The 16,076-nt window shown below is 77.4% G+C and carries 13 protein-coding genes and 1 pseudogene; 3 read left to right on the top strand and 11 right to left on the bottom strand.

All coding sequences use genetic code 11. The features are described from left to right. Positions 1-20: 20 nt before the first annotated feature. The 3 genes from EJA20_RS15850 to EJA20_RS15840 all read right to left on the bottom strand — a co-directional run bounded on the left by EJA20_RS15850 (position 21) and on the right by EJA20_RS15840 (position 3,338). Positions 21-1,304, bottom strand: coding sequence for an MFS transporter (locus EJA20_RS15850; protein ID WP_240675565.1), 1,284 nt, complete (start codon positions 1,302-1,304; stop codon positions 21-23). Between the two features lie 268 nt (positions 1,305-1,572). Beyond that, a complete protein-coding gene (locus EJA20_RS15845) occupies positions 1,573-2,232 on the bottom strand; it encodes a metal-dependent transcriptional regulator (protein ID WP_240675567.1) in 660 nt (219 codons plus the stop codon). Between the two features lie 128 nt (positions 2,233-2,360). Continuing rightward, complete coding sequence (locus tag EJA20_RS15840) at positions 2,361-3,338, bottom strand: sigma-70 family RNA polymerase sigma factor (RefSeq protein ID WP_129339519.1); 978 nt, start codon at positions 3,336-3,338, stop codon at positions 2,361-2,363. 218 nt (positions 3,339-3,556) lie between these two features. Here EJA20_RS15840 and EJA20_RS15835 point away from each other — a divergent pair, with 218 nt between their 5' ends. Then, positions 3,557-3,958 carry a VOC family protein gene (locus tag EJA20_RS15835; RefSeq protein ID WP_240675566.1) on the top strand — a complete coding sequence of 134 codons (402 nt, stop codon included), beginning with the start codon at positions 3,557-3,559 and terminating at the stop codon, positions 3,956-3,958. Positions 3,959-3,992: 34 nt separating this feature from the next. On the opposite strand, the gene EJA20_RS15830 is transcribed toward EJA20_RS15835, so the two are convergent. After that, positions 3,993-5,873 (bottom strand): metallophosphoesterase family protein, encoded by a 1,881-nt coding sequence (locus tag EJA20_RS15830; protein ID WP_240675564.1) that lies wholly within the window; start codon positions 5,871-5,873, stop codon positions 3,993-3,995. Beyond that, complete coding sequence (locus EJA20_RS15825) at positions 5,870-6,646, bottom strand: LLM class F420-dependent oxidoreductase (RefSeq protein WP_129339513.1); 777 nt, start codon at positions 6,644-6,646, stop codon at positions 5,870-5,872. Before EJA20_RS15825 ends, EJA20_RS15830 begins: the two co-directional genes overlap by 4 nt. 136 nt (positions 6,647-6,782) lie before the next feature. On the opposite strand from EJA20_RS15825, the gene EJA20_RS15820 reads away from it, so the two are divergent. Continuing rightward, the gene (locus EJA20_RS15820; RefSeq protein WP_129339512.1) at positions 6,783-7,868 is read left to right on the top strand and encodes a glutathione S-transferase family protein; all 1,086 of its coding nucleotides are present in this window, start codon (positions 6,783-6,785) and stop codon (positions 7,866-7,868) included. A 96-nt stretch (positions 7,869-7,964) separates the two neighbouring features. Here the strand turns inward: EJA20_RS15820 and EJA20_RS15815 are convergent, their stop codons facing one another. The 6 genes and pseudogenes from EJA20_RS15815 to EJA20_RS15790 form a co-directional block, all read right to left on the bottom strand. Then, the gene (locus tag EJA20_RS15815) at positions 7,965-9,122 is read right to left on the bottom strand and encodes an ABC transporter permease (RefSeq protein WP_129339511.1); all 1,158 of its coding nucleotides are present in this window, start codon (positions 9,120-9,122) and stop codon (positions 7,965-7,967) included. Positions 9,123-9,274: 152 nt separating this feature from the next. Continuing rightward, a pseudogene (locus tag EJA20_RS15810) lies at positions 9,275-10,153 on the bottom strand (ABC transporter ATP-binding protein); the annotation flags it as partial. 199 nt (positions 10,154-10,352) lie between these two features. Beyond that, positions 10,353-11,183: a response regulator gene (locus EJA20_RS15805; protein WP_129339509.1), complete on the bottom strand. Its 831-nt coding sequence runs from the start codon at positions 11,181-11,183 to the stop codon at positions 10,353-10,355. Next, complete coding sequence (locus tag EJA20_RS15800; RefSeq protein WP_240675563.1) at positions 11,180-12,682, bottom strand: sensor histidine kinase; 1,503 nt, start codon at positions 12,680-12,682, stop codon at positions 11,180-11,182. The genes EJA20_RS15805 and EJA20_RS15800 overlap by 4 nt, the downstream gene beginning before the upstream one ends. An 86-nt stretch (positions 12,683-12,768) precedes the next feature. Then, the gene (locus EJA20_RS15795; protein WP_129339508.1) at positions 12,769-13,728 is read right to left on the bottom strand and encodes a VOC family protein; all 960 of its coding nucleotides are present in this window, start codon (positions 13,726-13,728) and stop codon (positions 12,769-12,771) included. Positions 13,729-13,803: 75 nt separating this feature from the next. After that, on the bottom strand, positions 13,804-14,505 hold the full coding sequence (locus tag EJA20_RS15790) for a CYTH domain-containing protein (RefSeq protein WP_240675562.1): 702 nt from the start codon (positions 14,503-14,505) through the stop codon (positions 13,804-13,806). Positions 14,506-14,717: 212 nt separating this feature from the next. On the opposite strand from EJA20_RS15790, the gene EJA20_RS15785 reads away from it, so the two are divergent. Continuing rightward, positions 14,718-16,076 (top strand): DEAD/DEAH box helicase (locus EJA20_RS15785; protein ID WP_164984017.1); only part of this gene is annotated, 1,359 nt, incomplete at its 3' end.

The following is a 16,076-nucleotide window of genomic DNA, read 5'->3' as shown; positions in this document are numbered from 1 at the left end:
CGCCCGGGGCGGGGCGGCCGTCAGCCGCGGGCGCGTCCCGCGGGGACGGGCTCCGCCGCGGCGGGCGGGCCGGCGACGGCGGCCTGCCCGCGCGGGGGGAGTGGCTCGGCGGGCGTCCCGTCCGGCACGCGCGGCGCGGGCGTCCGGCCGGCGACGAGGAGCACGACGAGGCCGACGAGCGTGACGGCCGCGCCGACCCAGGCCGGGGCGACGTAGCCCAGGCCCGCGGCGATGACGAGGCCCCCGGCCCAGGCCCCGCCGGCGTTGCCGACGTTGAGCGCCGAGTGGCACAGCGCGGCGCCGAGCGAGGGCGCGGCGGGCGCGAGGTCCATGAGCCGCGTCTGCAGCGCGAGCCCGAGCACCTGGGTCACCACGCCCAGCGCGACCAGCGCCGCGACGGCCGGGACGGGCCGGGTCGCCACGAGGGCCAGGACGACGAGCACCGCCGCCGTGGCGACCATCCCGGACAGCACGGTGGCCAGGACGGAGCGGTCCGCCAGCCGCCCGCCGAGCACGGTGCCGACCGTCATGCCGATCCCGAAGAGCGCGAGCACGAGCGGCACCGTGCCCACGTCGAGACCCGTGACGTCGGTGAGCAGCGGCTTGACGTAGGAGTACACGGCGAACATGCCGCCGAAGCCGACGGCCCCGCCGCCGACCGCGACCCACAGCGGGCGGCTGCGCAGGGCGCCGAGCTCGCCGCGGACGGTGGCGCCGGGCGCCGCGGGCAGGGACGGCGCCCAGAGCGCCAGGGCCGCGAGCGTGGCCAGCCCGAGCAGCCCGACGCCGACGAACGACCAGCGCCACCCGACGGCCGTGCCGACGACCGCCGCGAGCGGGACGCCGGCCGCGCAGGCGAGCGTCAGCCCGGTCATCATCGCCGCGACGGCCTGCCCCCGCCGCGCCCGCCCGACGACCGCCGTGCCGAGCACCGCGCCGACGCCGAAGAAGGCGCCGTGGGGCAGCCCGGCGACGAAGCGCGCCGCGACGAGCGTCGTGCCGTCCGTGGCGAAGGCCGACCCGACGTTGCCGACGACGAAGGCCACCATGAGGAGCAGCAGGAGCCGGCGGCGGTCCACCCGCGCCGCGAGCGCGGTGATGGTCGGGGCCCCGACGACGACGCCCAGCGCGTACGCCGTGATGGCGTGGCCGACGCCGGGGATGGTGAGGTCGAGGTCCGTCGCGATCTCGGGCAGCAGCCCCATCGTCGCGAACTCCGTGGTGCCGATGCTGAAGCCGCCGAGCGCGAGCGCGACGAGCGCGACGCGCACCCGGAACGGGCTCAGCCGCTCGTGCAGGGGCACGGCGGCCTCCGGCGAGCCGGCGCCGGACGGGGCGGAGCCGGCTCGGACAGGGCCGGACGGAGCGGGGCCGGACGGAGCAGGGCTGGACGGAGCAGGGCTGGACTGCGCCGGGCTGGTCGGCACGGGGCTCCTCTCGGGCGCGGCCACGGCCGCGGGAGCGGACGCGACCTCGGGACGGTCGCCGGGTCGAAACGATTCGACCCGTCCCGGCGGAGCACCGTCGACACCTTCGGGGATGGGGAGAGCGTAGAGGACCGCCGGCCGGGTGTCAGGCGCGCGCCGGGGTGAGCCAGATCGCGTCGGCGGCGGCACGGCCCAGGTCGACGGCCGCCCGGCCGGCGGGCTCCAGCCGGCGCACGTCGGCGGCGTCCGTGCCGGCGTGGACGCGCACGGGGGCGTCGAGGACGAGGCCCACGCCCTCCAGCCACCGCAGCAGGCCGGGGTCGGCGTCGGAGATCCGCGCGACGACGTGCGCGCCGGCCGGGGCGTCCCAGGCGGGGACCGCCGGCGGCAGGTGGACGGCACCGGCCGCGTCGGGGATGGGGTCGCCGTGCGGGTCGCGCGTCGGGCGCCCGAGGCGGCGGTCGACGGCGTCGACGAAGCGCGCGCTCACGGCGTGCTCGAGCACCTCGGCCTCGTCGTGCACCTCGTCCCACCCGTACCCGAGCACCTCGACGAGGAAGGTCTCGATGAGGCGGTGACGACGGACCACCGCGACGGCGTGGCGCCGGCCCTCGCCCGTCAGGCCGACCGCGCCGTAGGGGGCGTGGCTCAGCAGGCCGGCGTCCGACAGCCGGCGGACCGTCTCGGACACCGTCGAGGGCGCCACGCCGAGCCGGGCGGCGAGCATCTTCGTGGTCACGGGCCGGTCGGACCACTCCTGCGCCGACCAGACGACCTTGAGGTAGTCCTCCCACACGGGGCTCAGGCCGGCGCCCGCGACGCCGCCCGCCGGTCCGGCGCTCGCCCCGGCCGGCGTCGGTGCGGTCGCCCGCCCGGCCGGCGCCCGTGGCTCGGGACCGGGCGGCGGGCCCGGGGCACCGGGGGGCGGTGCGGTCACGCGGGGGCGTCCAGGAGGACCTCCGGCAGGCCGAAGTGCGCGAAGAGCTCGGGCCCGAAGTACGCGGTGACCCGGCGCACGCCGTCGGGACCCGGGGTGACCTGCTGCACGTGGAAGGCGCGGTGGACGCCGTCCTCCCCCTGCATGTACAGCGCGTACGCGGGCAGGCCGTTGGCGGAGGTCGCGACGAGCCGCATGCTGCCCGGGCCCGAGGCCGGGCACCACGTGGCGATGAGCCGGCCCACCGCCTCAGGACCCTGGTACCAGGACGGGTACGGCGGCATGTCCCACACGACATCGGCGGCGAGCAGCTCCACGATCGCGGCGACGTCGTAGCTCTCGAAGGCCGCCACGTAGCGCTCGAGGAGGGCGCGGGTGCGGTCGTCGAGCGGCGCCGGCGGGGCGTCGGTGTCCAGGCGCGCCATCTGCGCCCGCGCGCGCTGCAGGGTGGAGTTCACGCCGGCGACGGTGAGGTCCAGGGCCTCCGCGACCTCGGCGGCGCTCCACGCGAGGACCTCCCGCAGCAGCAGGACCGCCCGCTGCTGCGCGGTGAGGTGCTGCAGCGCCGCGACGAAGGCCAGCCGCACGGAGTCGCGGCGGACCGCGTCCTCCGCGGGGTCCGACGGCGCCTCGGCCAGGACGAGGCGGTCCGGCAGGGGCTCGAGCCACGGCACCCCGTGGTCCGGCAGGGGCTGGTGCACCGGGTCGGCCGGGGCGCCGATGCCCGCCGGCAGCGGACGTCGCTTGCGCCCCTCGAGGTGGGTCAGGCAGGCGTTGGTCGCGATGCGGAACATCCACGTCCGCAGCGACGAGCGGTGCTCGAAGCCCCGCATGGCGCGCCAGGCGCGCAGGTAGGTCTCCTGCAGGAGGTCCTCCGCGTCGTGCACGGAGCCGGTCATGCGGTAGCAGTGCGCCAGGAGCTCACGACGCAACGGCTCGACAGCGGTGCGGAAGTCCACCTCGGACGTCGTCATGGTCACCCGGCGACCGTAGCAACGGGGTCCGACACGGCACAGGCCTTTCGCGCCCCGAGGTGCCTCCACGCAGGTCGGGGGCCCGAGGACCGCGGCGCGGGGCCGCCGCGATGAGTCCGGGGCGACGCCGCGGTCTGCACCGCCGCCGGCACCCGCCGGACGCTGCGACCGCCGCCCGGGGACGGGCGGCCGACCGGAGGGCGGCCCCTGTGCCCCGGATGATCGTCGTCAACCTGCCCGTGGCGGACCTGGAGACCTCCCGCGCCTTCTACACGGGCCTCGGGTTCCGCATCAACGAGGCCTTCTCCGACGAGACGACCGCGTCCGTCGTCCTGTCCGGCACCATCGTGGCGATGCTCATGACGCGGGAGCGGTTCGCGGGCTTCGTCACCGGGGAGGTCGCGGACGCGCACCGGGTGACGCAGGTGCTGCACGCCCTCTCGGCCGACTCCCGCGAGGAGGTCGACACCTTCGTCGCACGGGCGCTCGCGCACGGCGGCCACGAGTACCGCGACACCCAGGAGGGCGACGGGATGTACGGGCGCGCGGTCGCCGACCCCGACGGGCACGTGTGGGAGGTCGTCCACATGGCCGAGCCCGAGGGCGGGTGGGGCCCGTAGCGCGCGCGGCGCCGGACGACGGGACCCGCGAGGGTCAGGGGGCGGGCTCGTCGACCGGGGGCTCGTCGACCGGGGGCTCGTCGACCGGGGGCAGGGCCGGCCACGGCACGCGGTCCGGGACGGTGACGGCGCCGTCCGGCGTCACCTCCACGACGCGCAGGTCGCGGAAGAGGCGCGTGGCGGGGTCCCAGGTGAGCACCGTGAGCTCGGCGGTGCCGCGCAGGGGGCCGATCGTCGGCTGCCCGAGGCTCGCACCCGCCGTCGACGAGGACACGTACCGCACGCCACCACCGAGGACGGCGGGTCCCTGGCGGGTGTGCAGGTGGCCCGACACCTGTGCGGGCGCGCACCCGTCCGCGAGCACGTCGTCGCCCACCGCGGGCGTGTGGACGAGCAGCAGGTCCACGCCCTCCGCGTCCTCGCACGCGGTGGTCGCCAACCGCTCCCGCACGTCGGCGATCGGCTCGCGCAGGGCGGTGCCGCCGGCGCCGATGCGGGTCTCGGCCGGGTCGTGGTCGCCGAGGACGCGCAGGCCCGCGACCTCGACGACCCCGCCGTCGAGGACGGTGGCGCCCGACCGGGCGTAGGTGGCGCTCGTCGTCGCCGAGTCGTGGTTGCCCGGCGAGGTCACCAGGGGCACGCCCTCGGGCACGGCCCGCGCGAAGGTGCGCACGCAGTAGTCCTCGACGGCCGTGCCGTCGACCGTCGTGTCCCCGGCGTCCAGCACGAGGTCCGCGCCGCTGAGGCGCACGAGCGTCGAGATCACCGGCGCCATCCCGACGTTGCAGTGCAGGTCCGACACGACGACCACCGTCACGGGCTCCGCCGGAGCGGCCGCCGCGGTCCGCCCGGGCGTCGGCGACGACGCCGGGCCGCCCCCGTCCTCCCCGACGGCCGCCGGAACGCCGGCGGTGGGGGCGGTCGCCGCACCCGCGTCCTCCCCGCCGTCCGGACCGGGGTCGCGGCCCGGCCCGGCGTCCGACCCGGCGTCCGACCCGCCGTCCAGCGCGGCGCCCTCCCCCGCCACCGCGGCCGCCGCCACGGCGGCCCGCGCCGCGGCGTCCCGCCGCTCCGCGCCCTCCCAGGCGACGACGAGCGCGTCGTCGGCCCCCGCGTAGAACGCCTCGTTCTCCCGGTACGCGTCGGCCACCAGCCGCCCCAGGGTGTCGATCACGCCGCCCAGACGTCCCGTCACGCGGGCGCCCTCCAGCGGCGTCCCGGCGAAGACCGCGGACGCGACGGGCGCGCTCGTCGTCGCCCGGGTGCCCGCCCGCGAGCTCGCCGGGACCGCCGCGAGCACGAGCAGGGCGACGAGGAGCCCGCCGCCCCAGGCCCGTCGCCGCTCCGCGACGCGTCCCGCCAGGGCGCGCCGCCGGTCCGCGCCGAGCAGGGCGCGCAGGCCGAGCGCGAGCAGGGCCAGGACGACGAGCACGGCCGCGGCCCGGCGCAGGGCGTCGACGACGAGCCCCCGCACCACCTCCTCCACCTCGCCCTGGGGCGCGCTGAAGAACTGCACGTAGCGCTGCGCGTCCTCGCTCAGGGACGCCAGGGTCGTCGCGGGGTCGACCTCGTCGAGGTCCGCGGGGATCTCCTGGACGACCGCGTGGACGCCGAGCACGGGGACCGGCGAGTCGAGCACGAGGGCGCCGAGGGGACCCAGGTCGACGCTGACGGTGCCGTCCACCGTCACCGCGTACTGCGTGCGGTGCGGCCCGAAGCTCGCCTCCGTGCGGGCGGTCGTCACGCCGACGACGAGCGCCACCACCGTCCCGAGCAGCACCGCGGCGACCGCCCGCGCCACCGACCGCCGCCGCCACCGGGGCAGGTGCAGGGGACGGTTCCACGGGGCGTCGGGCGCCCCGGGCCGCAGCCACCGGGGACGACGCGGCCCGGCCGCCGGGCCGGAGGGGGTCACCGCCGGTCGTCGCGCCAGCGCACCCACCGCTCCACGAGCCCGAGGTCGTAGTCCGGCCCGCCGACCCCGACGGTGAAGAGCGTGACGCCCGCCTCGAGGAGGGCGTCGGCCACGTCCTCCGGCGGCGCGTCGACGCCGGCCGACCGCTCGACGAGGGACGCGGTGTCGCGCCCGACCTCGCGGCCGTGCTCGTCGAGGATCGCGCTCTTGCGGGCGATGGTCGCCGCGTCGCCGAAGCCGTGCCAGACGTCCGCGTGCTCCGCGACGAGGCGCAGGGTCTTGCGCTCGCCGCCACCGCCGATGAGGACGGGGATCTTCCGCGTGGGCGCGGGGTTGCCGGCGGCGAGCCGCGCCGTGATGCGCGGCAGCGCCTGCCCCAGGTCGGCGATGCGCGAGCCGGCCGTACCGAACTCGTACCCGAAGCTGTCGTAGTCCTTCTCGAACCAGCCGGCCCCGATGCCGAGGACCAGCCGCCCGCCGCTGATGTGGTCGACCGTGCGGGCCATGTCCGCCAGCAGGTCGGGGTTGCGGTAGGAGTTGCAGGTGACGAGCGCCCCGATCTCGACGCGCTCCGTCTGCTCCGCCCACGCGCCGAGCATCGTCCAGCACTCGAAGTGCTTGCCGTCCGGGTCGCCGTACAGCGGGTAGAAGTGGTCCCAGTTGAAGACGACGTCGACGCCCAGGTCCTCGGACCGCAGGACCGCGTCACGGATCTGGGCGTAGTCGGCGTGCTGGGGCTGGACCTGGACGCCGATGCGCACGGGAGGGGTCATGCCCGCAGGCTACGACGGCGCGCGGGACGCTGCGCAGGGTCGGCCCGGGCCGTGACCGGCGCGGCGCACGGGTGGTCCGTGTCCCGACGCGGGGCGGGGGCTCGCGTCCGGGGGGTCGGGCGCGCAGGATCGGGGCATGACCGACAGCGACACAGGCGCCTCCGGCTCGACCGCCCCCGACGGGGCGGACCGGGACCCCCACGCGACCCCCGGCGTGTACCGCACCCCCGGGCAGGAGTACGCCCGCGACACCCGCTACCTCACCACCCGCATCACCGCCGACGGCGCCGAGGGCTGGCCCGTCGAGGCGGGTCGCTACCGGCTCGTCGTCGCCCGCGCCTGCCCCTGGGCCAACCGGGCCATCATCGTGCGGCGCCTGCTGGGCCTGGAGGACGCGCTGTCCATGGGCCAGTGCGGCCCCGTGCACGACGAGCGCTCGTGGACGTTCGACCTCGACCCCGGCGGGGTGGACCCCGTGCTCGGCATCGAGCGGCTCCAGGACGCGTACTTCGCGCGCGACCCGGAGTACCCCCGCGGCATCACCGTGCCGGCGATCGTCGACGTGCCGACCGGGCAGGTCGTCACGAACGACTTCGCGCGGATCACGCTCGACCTGTCGACGCAGTGGACGGCCTTCCACCGCGACGGCGCGCCCGACCTGTACCCCGAGGGCCTGCGCGAGGAGATCGACGACGTCGCCGAGGGCATCTACCAGGACGTCAACAACGGGGTCTACCGCGCGGGCTTCGCCGGGGACCAGCGCTCCTACGAGCGTGCCTACCACCGGCTGTTCGCCCGCCTCGACGCGGTGTCCGACCGCCTGGCCCGGCGGCGCTACCTCGTCGGCGACACGATCACGGAGGCCGACGTCCGCCTCTTCACGACGCTCGTGCGCTTCGACGCCGTCTACCACGGCCACTTCAAGTGCAACCGCCAGAAGCTCTCGGAGATGCCGGTGCTGTGGGCCTACGCCCGCGACCTGTTCCAGACGCCGGGGTTCGGCGACACCGTCGACTTCGTGCAGATCAAGCGGCACTACCACGAGGTGCACCGGGACCTGAACCCCTCCGGCGTGGTGCCGGCCGGGCCGGACCTGTCGGGGTGGCTGACGCCGCACCGGCGCGAGGGGCTCGGCGGGCGGCCGTTCGGCGACGGCACCCCGCCCGGTCCGGTGCACGAGGGCGAGCGCGTGCCGGCGGACCACGGGGTGCTCGTCGACTGACGGGGACCCCGCGGGCCCGAGGGGCCGACGACGACGAGGGGCGCCGGACCTGCGCGGTCCGGCGCCCCTCGTCGTGCGTGCCCGCCCGTCCCGGGGTCAGTCCCGGCCGAGCGCCGTGCGGAGCCGGACCCGCTGGCCCGTCCGCAGCAGGGAGCGGGTGTAGACCCGCGCCGCCAGGGCGATGACGAGCAGCGCCGAGACGAGCAGGACCACCAGCGCCACGAGCGGCTCCCAGGCGGCCGCGTCGCCGAAGAACAGCCGGACGGGCATCGCGACGGGCGCGCTCACGGGGATGTAGGACATCACCGTCATGGCGGTGGGGTTCGCGCTGAGGAAGATGACGCCGAAGTACGGCAGCATCACCAGCCACGTCGCCGGCTGGAGCACCGAGCCCACGTCCTCGACCCGCGAGACGAGCGAGGCGGACGCCGCGAAGATCGCCGCGAGCAGCAGGAACCCGAGCAGGAAGAACCCGACGAACCACGCCACGGGCGCCCCGACGAGGCCGAGCAGCTCGTCCTGCCCCGAGACCACGAGGCCGATGACGGCCGCCGCCCCGATGGCCGCGACCTGCCCGATCGCGACGACCGCGTTGCCGAGGATCTTGCCCGCCATGAGCAGCCGGGCCGGCACCGCCGCCAGGAGGATCTCGACGACCCGCGTCTGCTTCTCCTGCACGGTGTTCTGGGCGATCATCGTGCCCGAGCCGAGCGCCGCCATGAAGAAGACGAGGCCGAAGGCGAAGGGCACGAGGAAGCGCAGCGCCTCCGGCGTCGCGTCCGGGTCGGTGAGCTCCACCTCGGGGCTGACCTGCAGCGCGGCGACGACCGACTCCGGCGCCGACGTCCGGGCGATGACCCGGGCGCCGAGGGCGTCGTCGGCGGGCACGACGGCCGCGTCGACGGACTCGTCCTCGACGAGGGCCCGGGCCGCGTCGACGTCCGCCGCGTCCACGAGCTCCAGCCCGCCCTCGCCGTCGGCCGCCGCGCGCAGGCCCGCGCCGGCGTCGCCGACGACCGCGACCCGCGTGCCGCCCCCCGAGAAGAGGTCGCCGACGAGGGACGGCAGGATCGTGCCGGCGAGCACGACGAGGAGCAGGACCGCCGTGGAGATGACGAAGGACCTGCTCCGCACCTGCGCGAGGACCTCCCGCTCGGCGACGAGGCCGACGAGGGAGACCGCCGAGGGCGGGGCCGGGTGCTCCGACCCGCCGGGGCGGGCGGCGGGGGTCGTGGACGGTGTCGTCGTGCTCATCGCCGCACCTCCTGCAGGCGCTCGGTCGGGGTGGTGCGGGAGGTCGCGCCGGGGACGGTGACGGCGCCGGGGTCGGCGGCCGCGCCGGGCGGGCGGCCCCCGTCCGCCGCGCCCGCCGCGCCGTCGTCCGCGGGGCCCCCCTGCGGCCCCGCGACGACCTCGCGGAAGATCTCCCCCAGCGTCGGCACGACGGGGGCGAAGGTGGTGACCGGACCGTGCTCCAGGGCCGTCCGCAGGACCCCCTGGACGACGGCCTCGTCGTCGGCCTCGAAGAGCGCGGAGCCGCCGGAGAACTCGACGACCCGCACCCCGGGCACGCCGCGCAGCCATCCCACGTCGCTACCGGCGACGATCTCGTGGCGGCGGGTCCCGAAGCGGTCGCGCAGCTCCGTCCGGCCGCCGGCCGCGCTGATGCGGCCGCCGGCGATGATGACCATGTCGTCGCACAGCCGCTCGACGAGGTCGAGCTGGTGCGAGGAGAACAGCACGGGCACGCCGCCGGCGGCGGTCTCGGCGAGGACCGCGAGGACCACGTCGACCGCGAGCGGGTCCAGCCCGGAGAAGGGCTCGTCGAGGACCAGCACCTCCGGCCCGTGCACGAGGGCGGCGGCGATCTGCGCCCGCTGCTGGTTGCCCAGCGACAGCTGCTCGACCGCGTCGCCGGCGCGCTCGGCCAGGCCGAGGCGCTCGAGCAGGTCCGCGGTCCGCCGCGCGGCGGCCTCCTTCGACCAGCCGTGCAGCCGCGCCAGGTAGGTCAGCTGCTCCGCGACCTTCATCTTCGGGTAGAGGCCGCGCTCCTCCGGCATGTAGCCGAAGCGCCGCCGGCGGGCCGCGTCCAGCGGGGTGCCGTCGAGGGTGACGCTCCCCGCGTCCGCGGCGAGCACGCCCAGGACGATCCGCATCGTCGTCGTCTTGCCCGCGCCGTTGCCGCCGACGAAGCCCGTCAGCCGTCCCCGGTGGACGTCGAACCCGACGTCCGTCAGCACCTGCCGGTCGCCGAAGCGCCGGCTCACACCCTCCAGCCGCAGCACCCCGCACCTCCTCGCCTCGTCCGCGGGCCGCCCGGTGGGTCCGGCCCGTGGTCACGACGCTAGGGCGGGGCGCCCCGTCCGCGGATCCGGCGGGCGGCGGATCCTCACGGCGCGCCGCGGGCCCGGCGCCTCCGCCCTCCGGCGGAGGACACCCCGCGGGCGGCCGGACGGATCCGGCCGCACGGGGTCCCCGGGCGCGTCAGCGTCCGACGAGGCCGTGCTCGTGCGCGAACACCACGGCCTGGACCCGGTCGCGCAGCCCGAGCTTCATGAGCACGTTCGACACGTGCGTCTTCACCGTCGCGCGGCCCAGGACGAGCGCGGCGGCGACCTCGTCGTTCGACATCCCCCGCGCGACGAGCCCCAGCACCTCCAGCTCGCGCTCCGTGAGCGCGGCGAGCGCACCCGTGGCGCCGTTCGCGCCGGCCGACCCGGTGCGGTGCGCGGCCGCCCCGGGAGGCGCGGAGGGCGCAGGAGCCGCGGGAGGTGCGGGAGGTGCGGCGGCGGGCGTCCCGGCGGGGACACCGGTCGCCGTGCCCGCGGCCGCCGTGCCCAGCAGGCCGCCCGCGACGGCCCGCTCGATGACGGCCCGCGTCACCTCGGGCGAGAGCAGCGCGTCGCCGGCCGCGACGGCGCGCACGGCCGCGACGAGGCCCTCGGGCCGCGCGTTCTTCAGGAGGAACCCGCTCGCCCCGGCCGCGAGCGCCGCGACGAGGTAGTCCTCGCGCTGGAAGGTGGTGAGCACGAGGACGCCGGCGTGGACGTCGGGGTCGGCGACGAGCCGTCGCGTCGCCTCGAGCCCGTCCATCCCGGGCATCTGCACGTCCATGCAGACGACGTCCGGCCGGAGGCGGCGCACCAGGTCGATCGCCTCCGCGCCGGAGGCGGCCTCCCCCACGACCTCGATGCCCGGCTCCGCCCCGAGGATGATGGCGATGCCGGCTCGCAGGAGGGCCTGGTCGTCGACGAGCACGACCCGCACGGGGGCGTCCCCGGCAGCGGCCCGGCCGTCGGCGGTGGGCGCGCTCACCGCGCGGCGCCCGGCGCGACGGCCGTCCGGCCCGCGGGCCCTGTCGCGACGTCCGTCGCGTCGGGCCCGTCGGCGGCCGCACCCGCCGCTCCGGCCGCTCCGGCGGCTCCGACGCCTCCCACGGCTCCGGCCGCACCCGGCACCCCGTCCGCGCCGGTCCGGACGGGGACGGGCAGGCCGTCCGCCGGCGCCAGGGGCACCCGCGCCCGCACGACGAAGCCGCCGCCACGGCGCGCGCCGAGGTGCAGCTCGCCCCCGTCGGCCGCCACCCGCTCGTGCATCCCGACGAGCCCCAGCCCGCCGGCCCCGGGGCGCCCGAGGGGGCCGGCCCGCCGCGGCCCGCGGCCGTCGTCGGACACCTCGAGCTCGACGGCGTCCTCCAGCCACCGCAGCCGCACGTCGGCGGTCGCGGCGGGGCCGGCGTGCTTGCGCACGTTGGTCAGCGCCTCCTGCGCGATGCGGTACAGGTTGAGGGAGGCGGTGGTCGGCACGGGCCGCGGCTGCCCGACGACCTCGAACGAGGCGCCCAGCCCGGAGGCCACCGCCTCGTCCACGAGCGTGGCGACGCGGTCGACGCCGAGGGAGGACAGCGCCTCGTCGGGGGCGGCGGCGTCGCCGGCGTCGTCGTGCCGCAGCGTGCGCAGGAGGCCGTGCAGCTCGTCGAGGGCCTCCCGGGCCGCGTGCTCGACGCCCTCCAGCGCGGCGCCCGCACGGACGGGGTCGCTGGCCAGCACGGTGCGGGCGGCCGCCGCCCCGACGCCCATGAGGGACACGTGGTGGGCGACCGCGTCGTGGAGCTCGCGCGCGAGCCGCAGCCGCTCGATCGTCACGGCCTGCGCCTCCGCCCGGACCCGCTCGGCCTGGAGCTGCTGGGTCCGCAGCGCGGTGCGCGCCCGCTCGCGGGCGGAGCGCCAGGCGTGGTCGCCGAAGTACCAGGCGCCGGCGAAGAACAGCACGTTCGTGACGAGCTGGATGAGCACGACGGCGACGAACGGCGAGAAGGGCCCGGAGGCGCCTGGCGGCGCGTCCTCGGCGGCGGCCTCCGCGGAGGCGTCGTAGAGCGCCCAGACGAGCCAGACGAACATCGCCAGGACGATGGCCGCGCGGACCCACAGGGCGCGCAGCCGGGAGGTGTCCCAGGCGCCGACCGTGTACAGGGCGATGAACAGGGCGATGTTGCTCATGACCGCCTCCGGGACCCGGAGGGTGCCCAGGAGCAGGAAGCCGAGCCCGACCGCGACGGCGACCGCCGAGGGCCACCGGCGCCGCACCGCCAGCGGCAGCGTGACGAGCGCCAGGCACGCCACGGAGACGGGCCCGGCCGCGGGCTCGGGGTACATGCCCGCCGCCCGGTAGACCACCATCGACAGCGTCGCCGCCACCGCCATGACCACGGCGAGCACGAGGTCGGCCTGCCGCTCGCCCGGGGTGGCGCACGGCCGCCGCCAGCCGGGGAGGTCGGGGTCGGCGGGGACCGTCGGGGCTGCCGGGACCGTCACAGGGGCACCGTACCGGCCCGGCCCCGCCCGGCGGGGACACCCGTGGGAGGCGCCCGCGGGAGGTGCCGGACCCGGGCGCGCGCGCCTCAGGCCGCCGTGCCCACCCGCACGACGTTGCGCCACGGGTCCTCGAACCGCAGGCTCGCCCCCTCGGGCACGGCGACGACGCCGGCGTGCCGGACCCGGTCGGCGAGCGCGCCGAGGTCGTCGGCGCCCGGCACGGTGATCCGCACCTCGCCGAGGCCGAGCGAGGAGGCCCGCGGCCCCGCGCCGGCGCTGTTCCACGTGTTCATCGCCAGGTGGTGGTGGTAGCCGCCGGCCGAGACGAACAGCGCGCCGTGCCACTCGGCCGTCACGTCGAAGCCCAGGGCGTCCACGTAGAAGGCGCGGGCGGTCGGCACGTCGCCGACCTGCAGGTGCACGTGCCCGACGACGGCGCCGCCGCCGGCCGGCACCGCGCCGGGGCGCCCGGCGAGGTGCTCGTCGAGGAACGCCGTGGGGTCCAGCCGCAGCGAGCCCATGACGACGCCGCCCTCGGGCGTGCGCTGCCACTCCTCGCGCGAGCGGTCCCAGTACAGCTCGACGCCGTTGCCCTCGGGGTCCGTGAGGTAGAAGGCGAGCGAGACGAGGTGGTCGGCCGACCCCACGTAGGTCTGCGGCGCGAGCCGCGCCACCGACGCGAGGGTCGCGGCGAGACCGGCGCGGTCGTCGAACAGCAGGGCCGTGTGGAACAGGCCCGCCTCGCGACGCCGGACGGGCGGGAGGCCCGGGGTGTGCCGGAGCACGACCAGCGGCGTGCCCCGGCGGCCGAGCACGACCACGTCGGGTCGGTCCCCGGCGGCCACCCGCTCCGTGGCCGCGGTGCCACCCTCGAGCACCTCGAGCGCGAGCACGTCCCGGTAGAACCACAGCTGGCGGTCGAGGTCGCCGACGAAGAGCGTGACCGCGTCCATCGCGGTCGCGTCGGCGATCGCGTCGCGCCGGGGGGCGTGCGGCAGCGGGGTGCGGACGGCGGCGCCGGAGCCGGGGGTGGGGGCGGTGGGCATGGTGACCTCCTCGGGGACGACCCCGAGGATAGTTGACGCTTCAACTTCTGGGAAGGGAGCCCGCGGAGGGCCTCCTCACCCGGCGGGCGCGGTCCCCCGGCGGTTGCGGCCCAGCGAGGACAGGAAGGCCGGCCCCGTGCGCGCGAGCTCCGCGAGGAACGCCGGCCCCCAGGTGCCGTAGGGCCGCCGGGCCAGCGTCTCGTTGGCGAAGCGCGCGTCCGTGGTCACCTCGGTCTCGCAGAAGGGCGGGATCGTCAGGTCCGTGACCGGCCCGCCGCGCTCCACCTCCGCGACGACGAGGGGCGCGTCCTCGCCCACGAACACGTCGAGCACCCAGCCGTCGTCGTCGAGCCAGGCGGAGTGGCGCCACTTGCCGACGGCGGAGCCCCCGCGGCGCACGAGCTCGACGGCGACGGACGGGTCGAGCTCGCGCTCCGCCTCGTACCGCGTGCCCTCGACCATGGGGCCCTTCACCGTCACCGTGCACAGGTCGACCGCGTCGAGGTGGCGCTCGAGCAGCACGCGGGGCGCCAGGTCCGTGCGTCCGCCGGGGACGTCGACCGCCACGGACGGGGCCTGGGCCCGCACGCGGAGCGCGTAGCCCTCGGAGGCGAGGAAGTAGCTCTGCACGACGAGCGTCGGCCGCGGGTCGAGCAGCTCGGGCGGGACGGCGCGCACCCAGAAGCGGCGCTCGAACTCGAAGTCGCCGTTGCCCGTGTCCCGCTCCGGGCCCGGCGCGGCGTCCCGCCCGGCCCCCTGCCCCTCCCCCGTGCTCACGCCGACCAGGCTATTCGTGGCGCAGGCCACGTCGTCGGACGCGGCCCGCGCGCCGTGCGTGTGAGACCCTGGGGCCACCCCGGGCAGCGCGAGCACCGCGCGCCCCGCGTCGTGGAGACCCCCCGGCCCCCGTCGGACGTCGTGCCCTGAGCACCGTCCGCGGGTCTGGACTCTGGCGGCGGACCACGACCCTCGACCTCGGAAGGTTCTCCATGACCTCGTTCGCCACCCTCGGCGTGCCCGCAGCCCTCGTCCGCACCCTCGCGGCCGACGGCATCGAGCAGCCGTTCCCCATCCAGACCGCGACGCTCCCGGACTCCCTCGCGGGCCGCGACGTCCTCGGCCGCGGCCGCACGGGCTCGGGCAAGACGCTCGCCTTCGCGCTGCCCGTCGTCGCCCGGCTCGCCGCGTCCGGCAGCCGCCGCCAGGCCCGCCGCCCCCGCGCCCTCGTGCTCTGCCCCACCCGTGAGCTCGCGAACCAGATCGACGCCGTCCTCGCACCCCTGGCCTCCGCGGTCGGCCTCACCACCGCCACGGTCTTCGGCGGGGTCGCGCAGTCCCGCCAGGTCGCCGCGCTCGACCGGGGCGTCGACGTGCTCGTCGCCTGCCCCGGACGCCTCGAGGACCTCCTCGGCCAGCGCCTGCTCACCCTCGACGGCGTCGAGGTCACGGTCCTCGACGAGGCCGACCACATGGCCGACCTCGGCTTCCTGCCCGGCGTGAAGCGGATCCTCGACCGCACGCCGGCCGGCACGCAGCGCCTGCTCTTCTCCGCCACGCTCGACAACGGCGTGGACGTGCTCGTCAAGCGGTACCTGAAGGACCCGGTCGAGCACTCCGTCGACAGCGCGTCCTCCCCCGTCGTGGCGATGACGCACCACGTCCTCGAGGTGGGCGACGCCGACGCGAAGAAGGCGATCGTGCACCGGCTCGCCGGCGGCACGGGCCGCCGCGTGCTCTTCCTGCGCACGAAGCACCAGGCCAAGAAGCTCGCGAAGCAGCTCACGGCGGCCGGCATCCCGGCCGTGGACCTGCACGGCAACCTCGGGCAGGGCGCGCGCGAGCGCAACCTCGCGGCGTTCAGCACCGGGAGCGTCAACGTCCTCGTCGCCACCGACATCGCGGCGCGCGGCATCCACGTCGACGAGGTCGGCCTCGTCGTGCACGTCGACCCGCCGGCCGAGCACAAGGCGTACCTGCACCGCTCCGGCCGCACGGCCCGCGCCGGCGCCGGCGGCGACGTCGTCACCCTCGTGCTGCCCGAGGAGCGGGCCGACGTGCGCGCCCTGACGCGTGCCGCGAAGATCACCGCCCGCCCCCAGCCCGTGCGCCCCGGCGACGCGGTCGTGGAGCGGCTCGCCGGCGAGGCCGCGCCGTTCGTGGAGCCGGCTCCGGCCCCCGAGCCCGTCGTCGCCCGCACGGGCGGTGGCCGCTCCCGCGGCGCCGGCCGCGGGACGGGTGCCGCGGGCACCGGCGCCGCCCCCCGCACGGGCGCCGGCCGCACCGGCTCCGCCTCCAGCTGCGCGCCCTGCGCGGCCTGCGGACCGGGGACGCGCCCGAGCAGGCCGACG

The sequence above is a fragment of the Cellulomonas endophytica genome (assembly GCF_004123805.1).
Lineage (GTDB): Bacteria > Actinomycetota > Actinomycetes > Actinomycetales > Cellulomonadaceae > Cellulomonas > Cellulomonas endophytica.
This window is presented reverse-complemented; position numbering and strand designations above follow the sequence as displayed.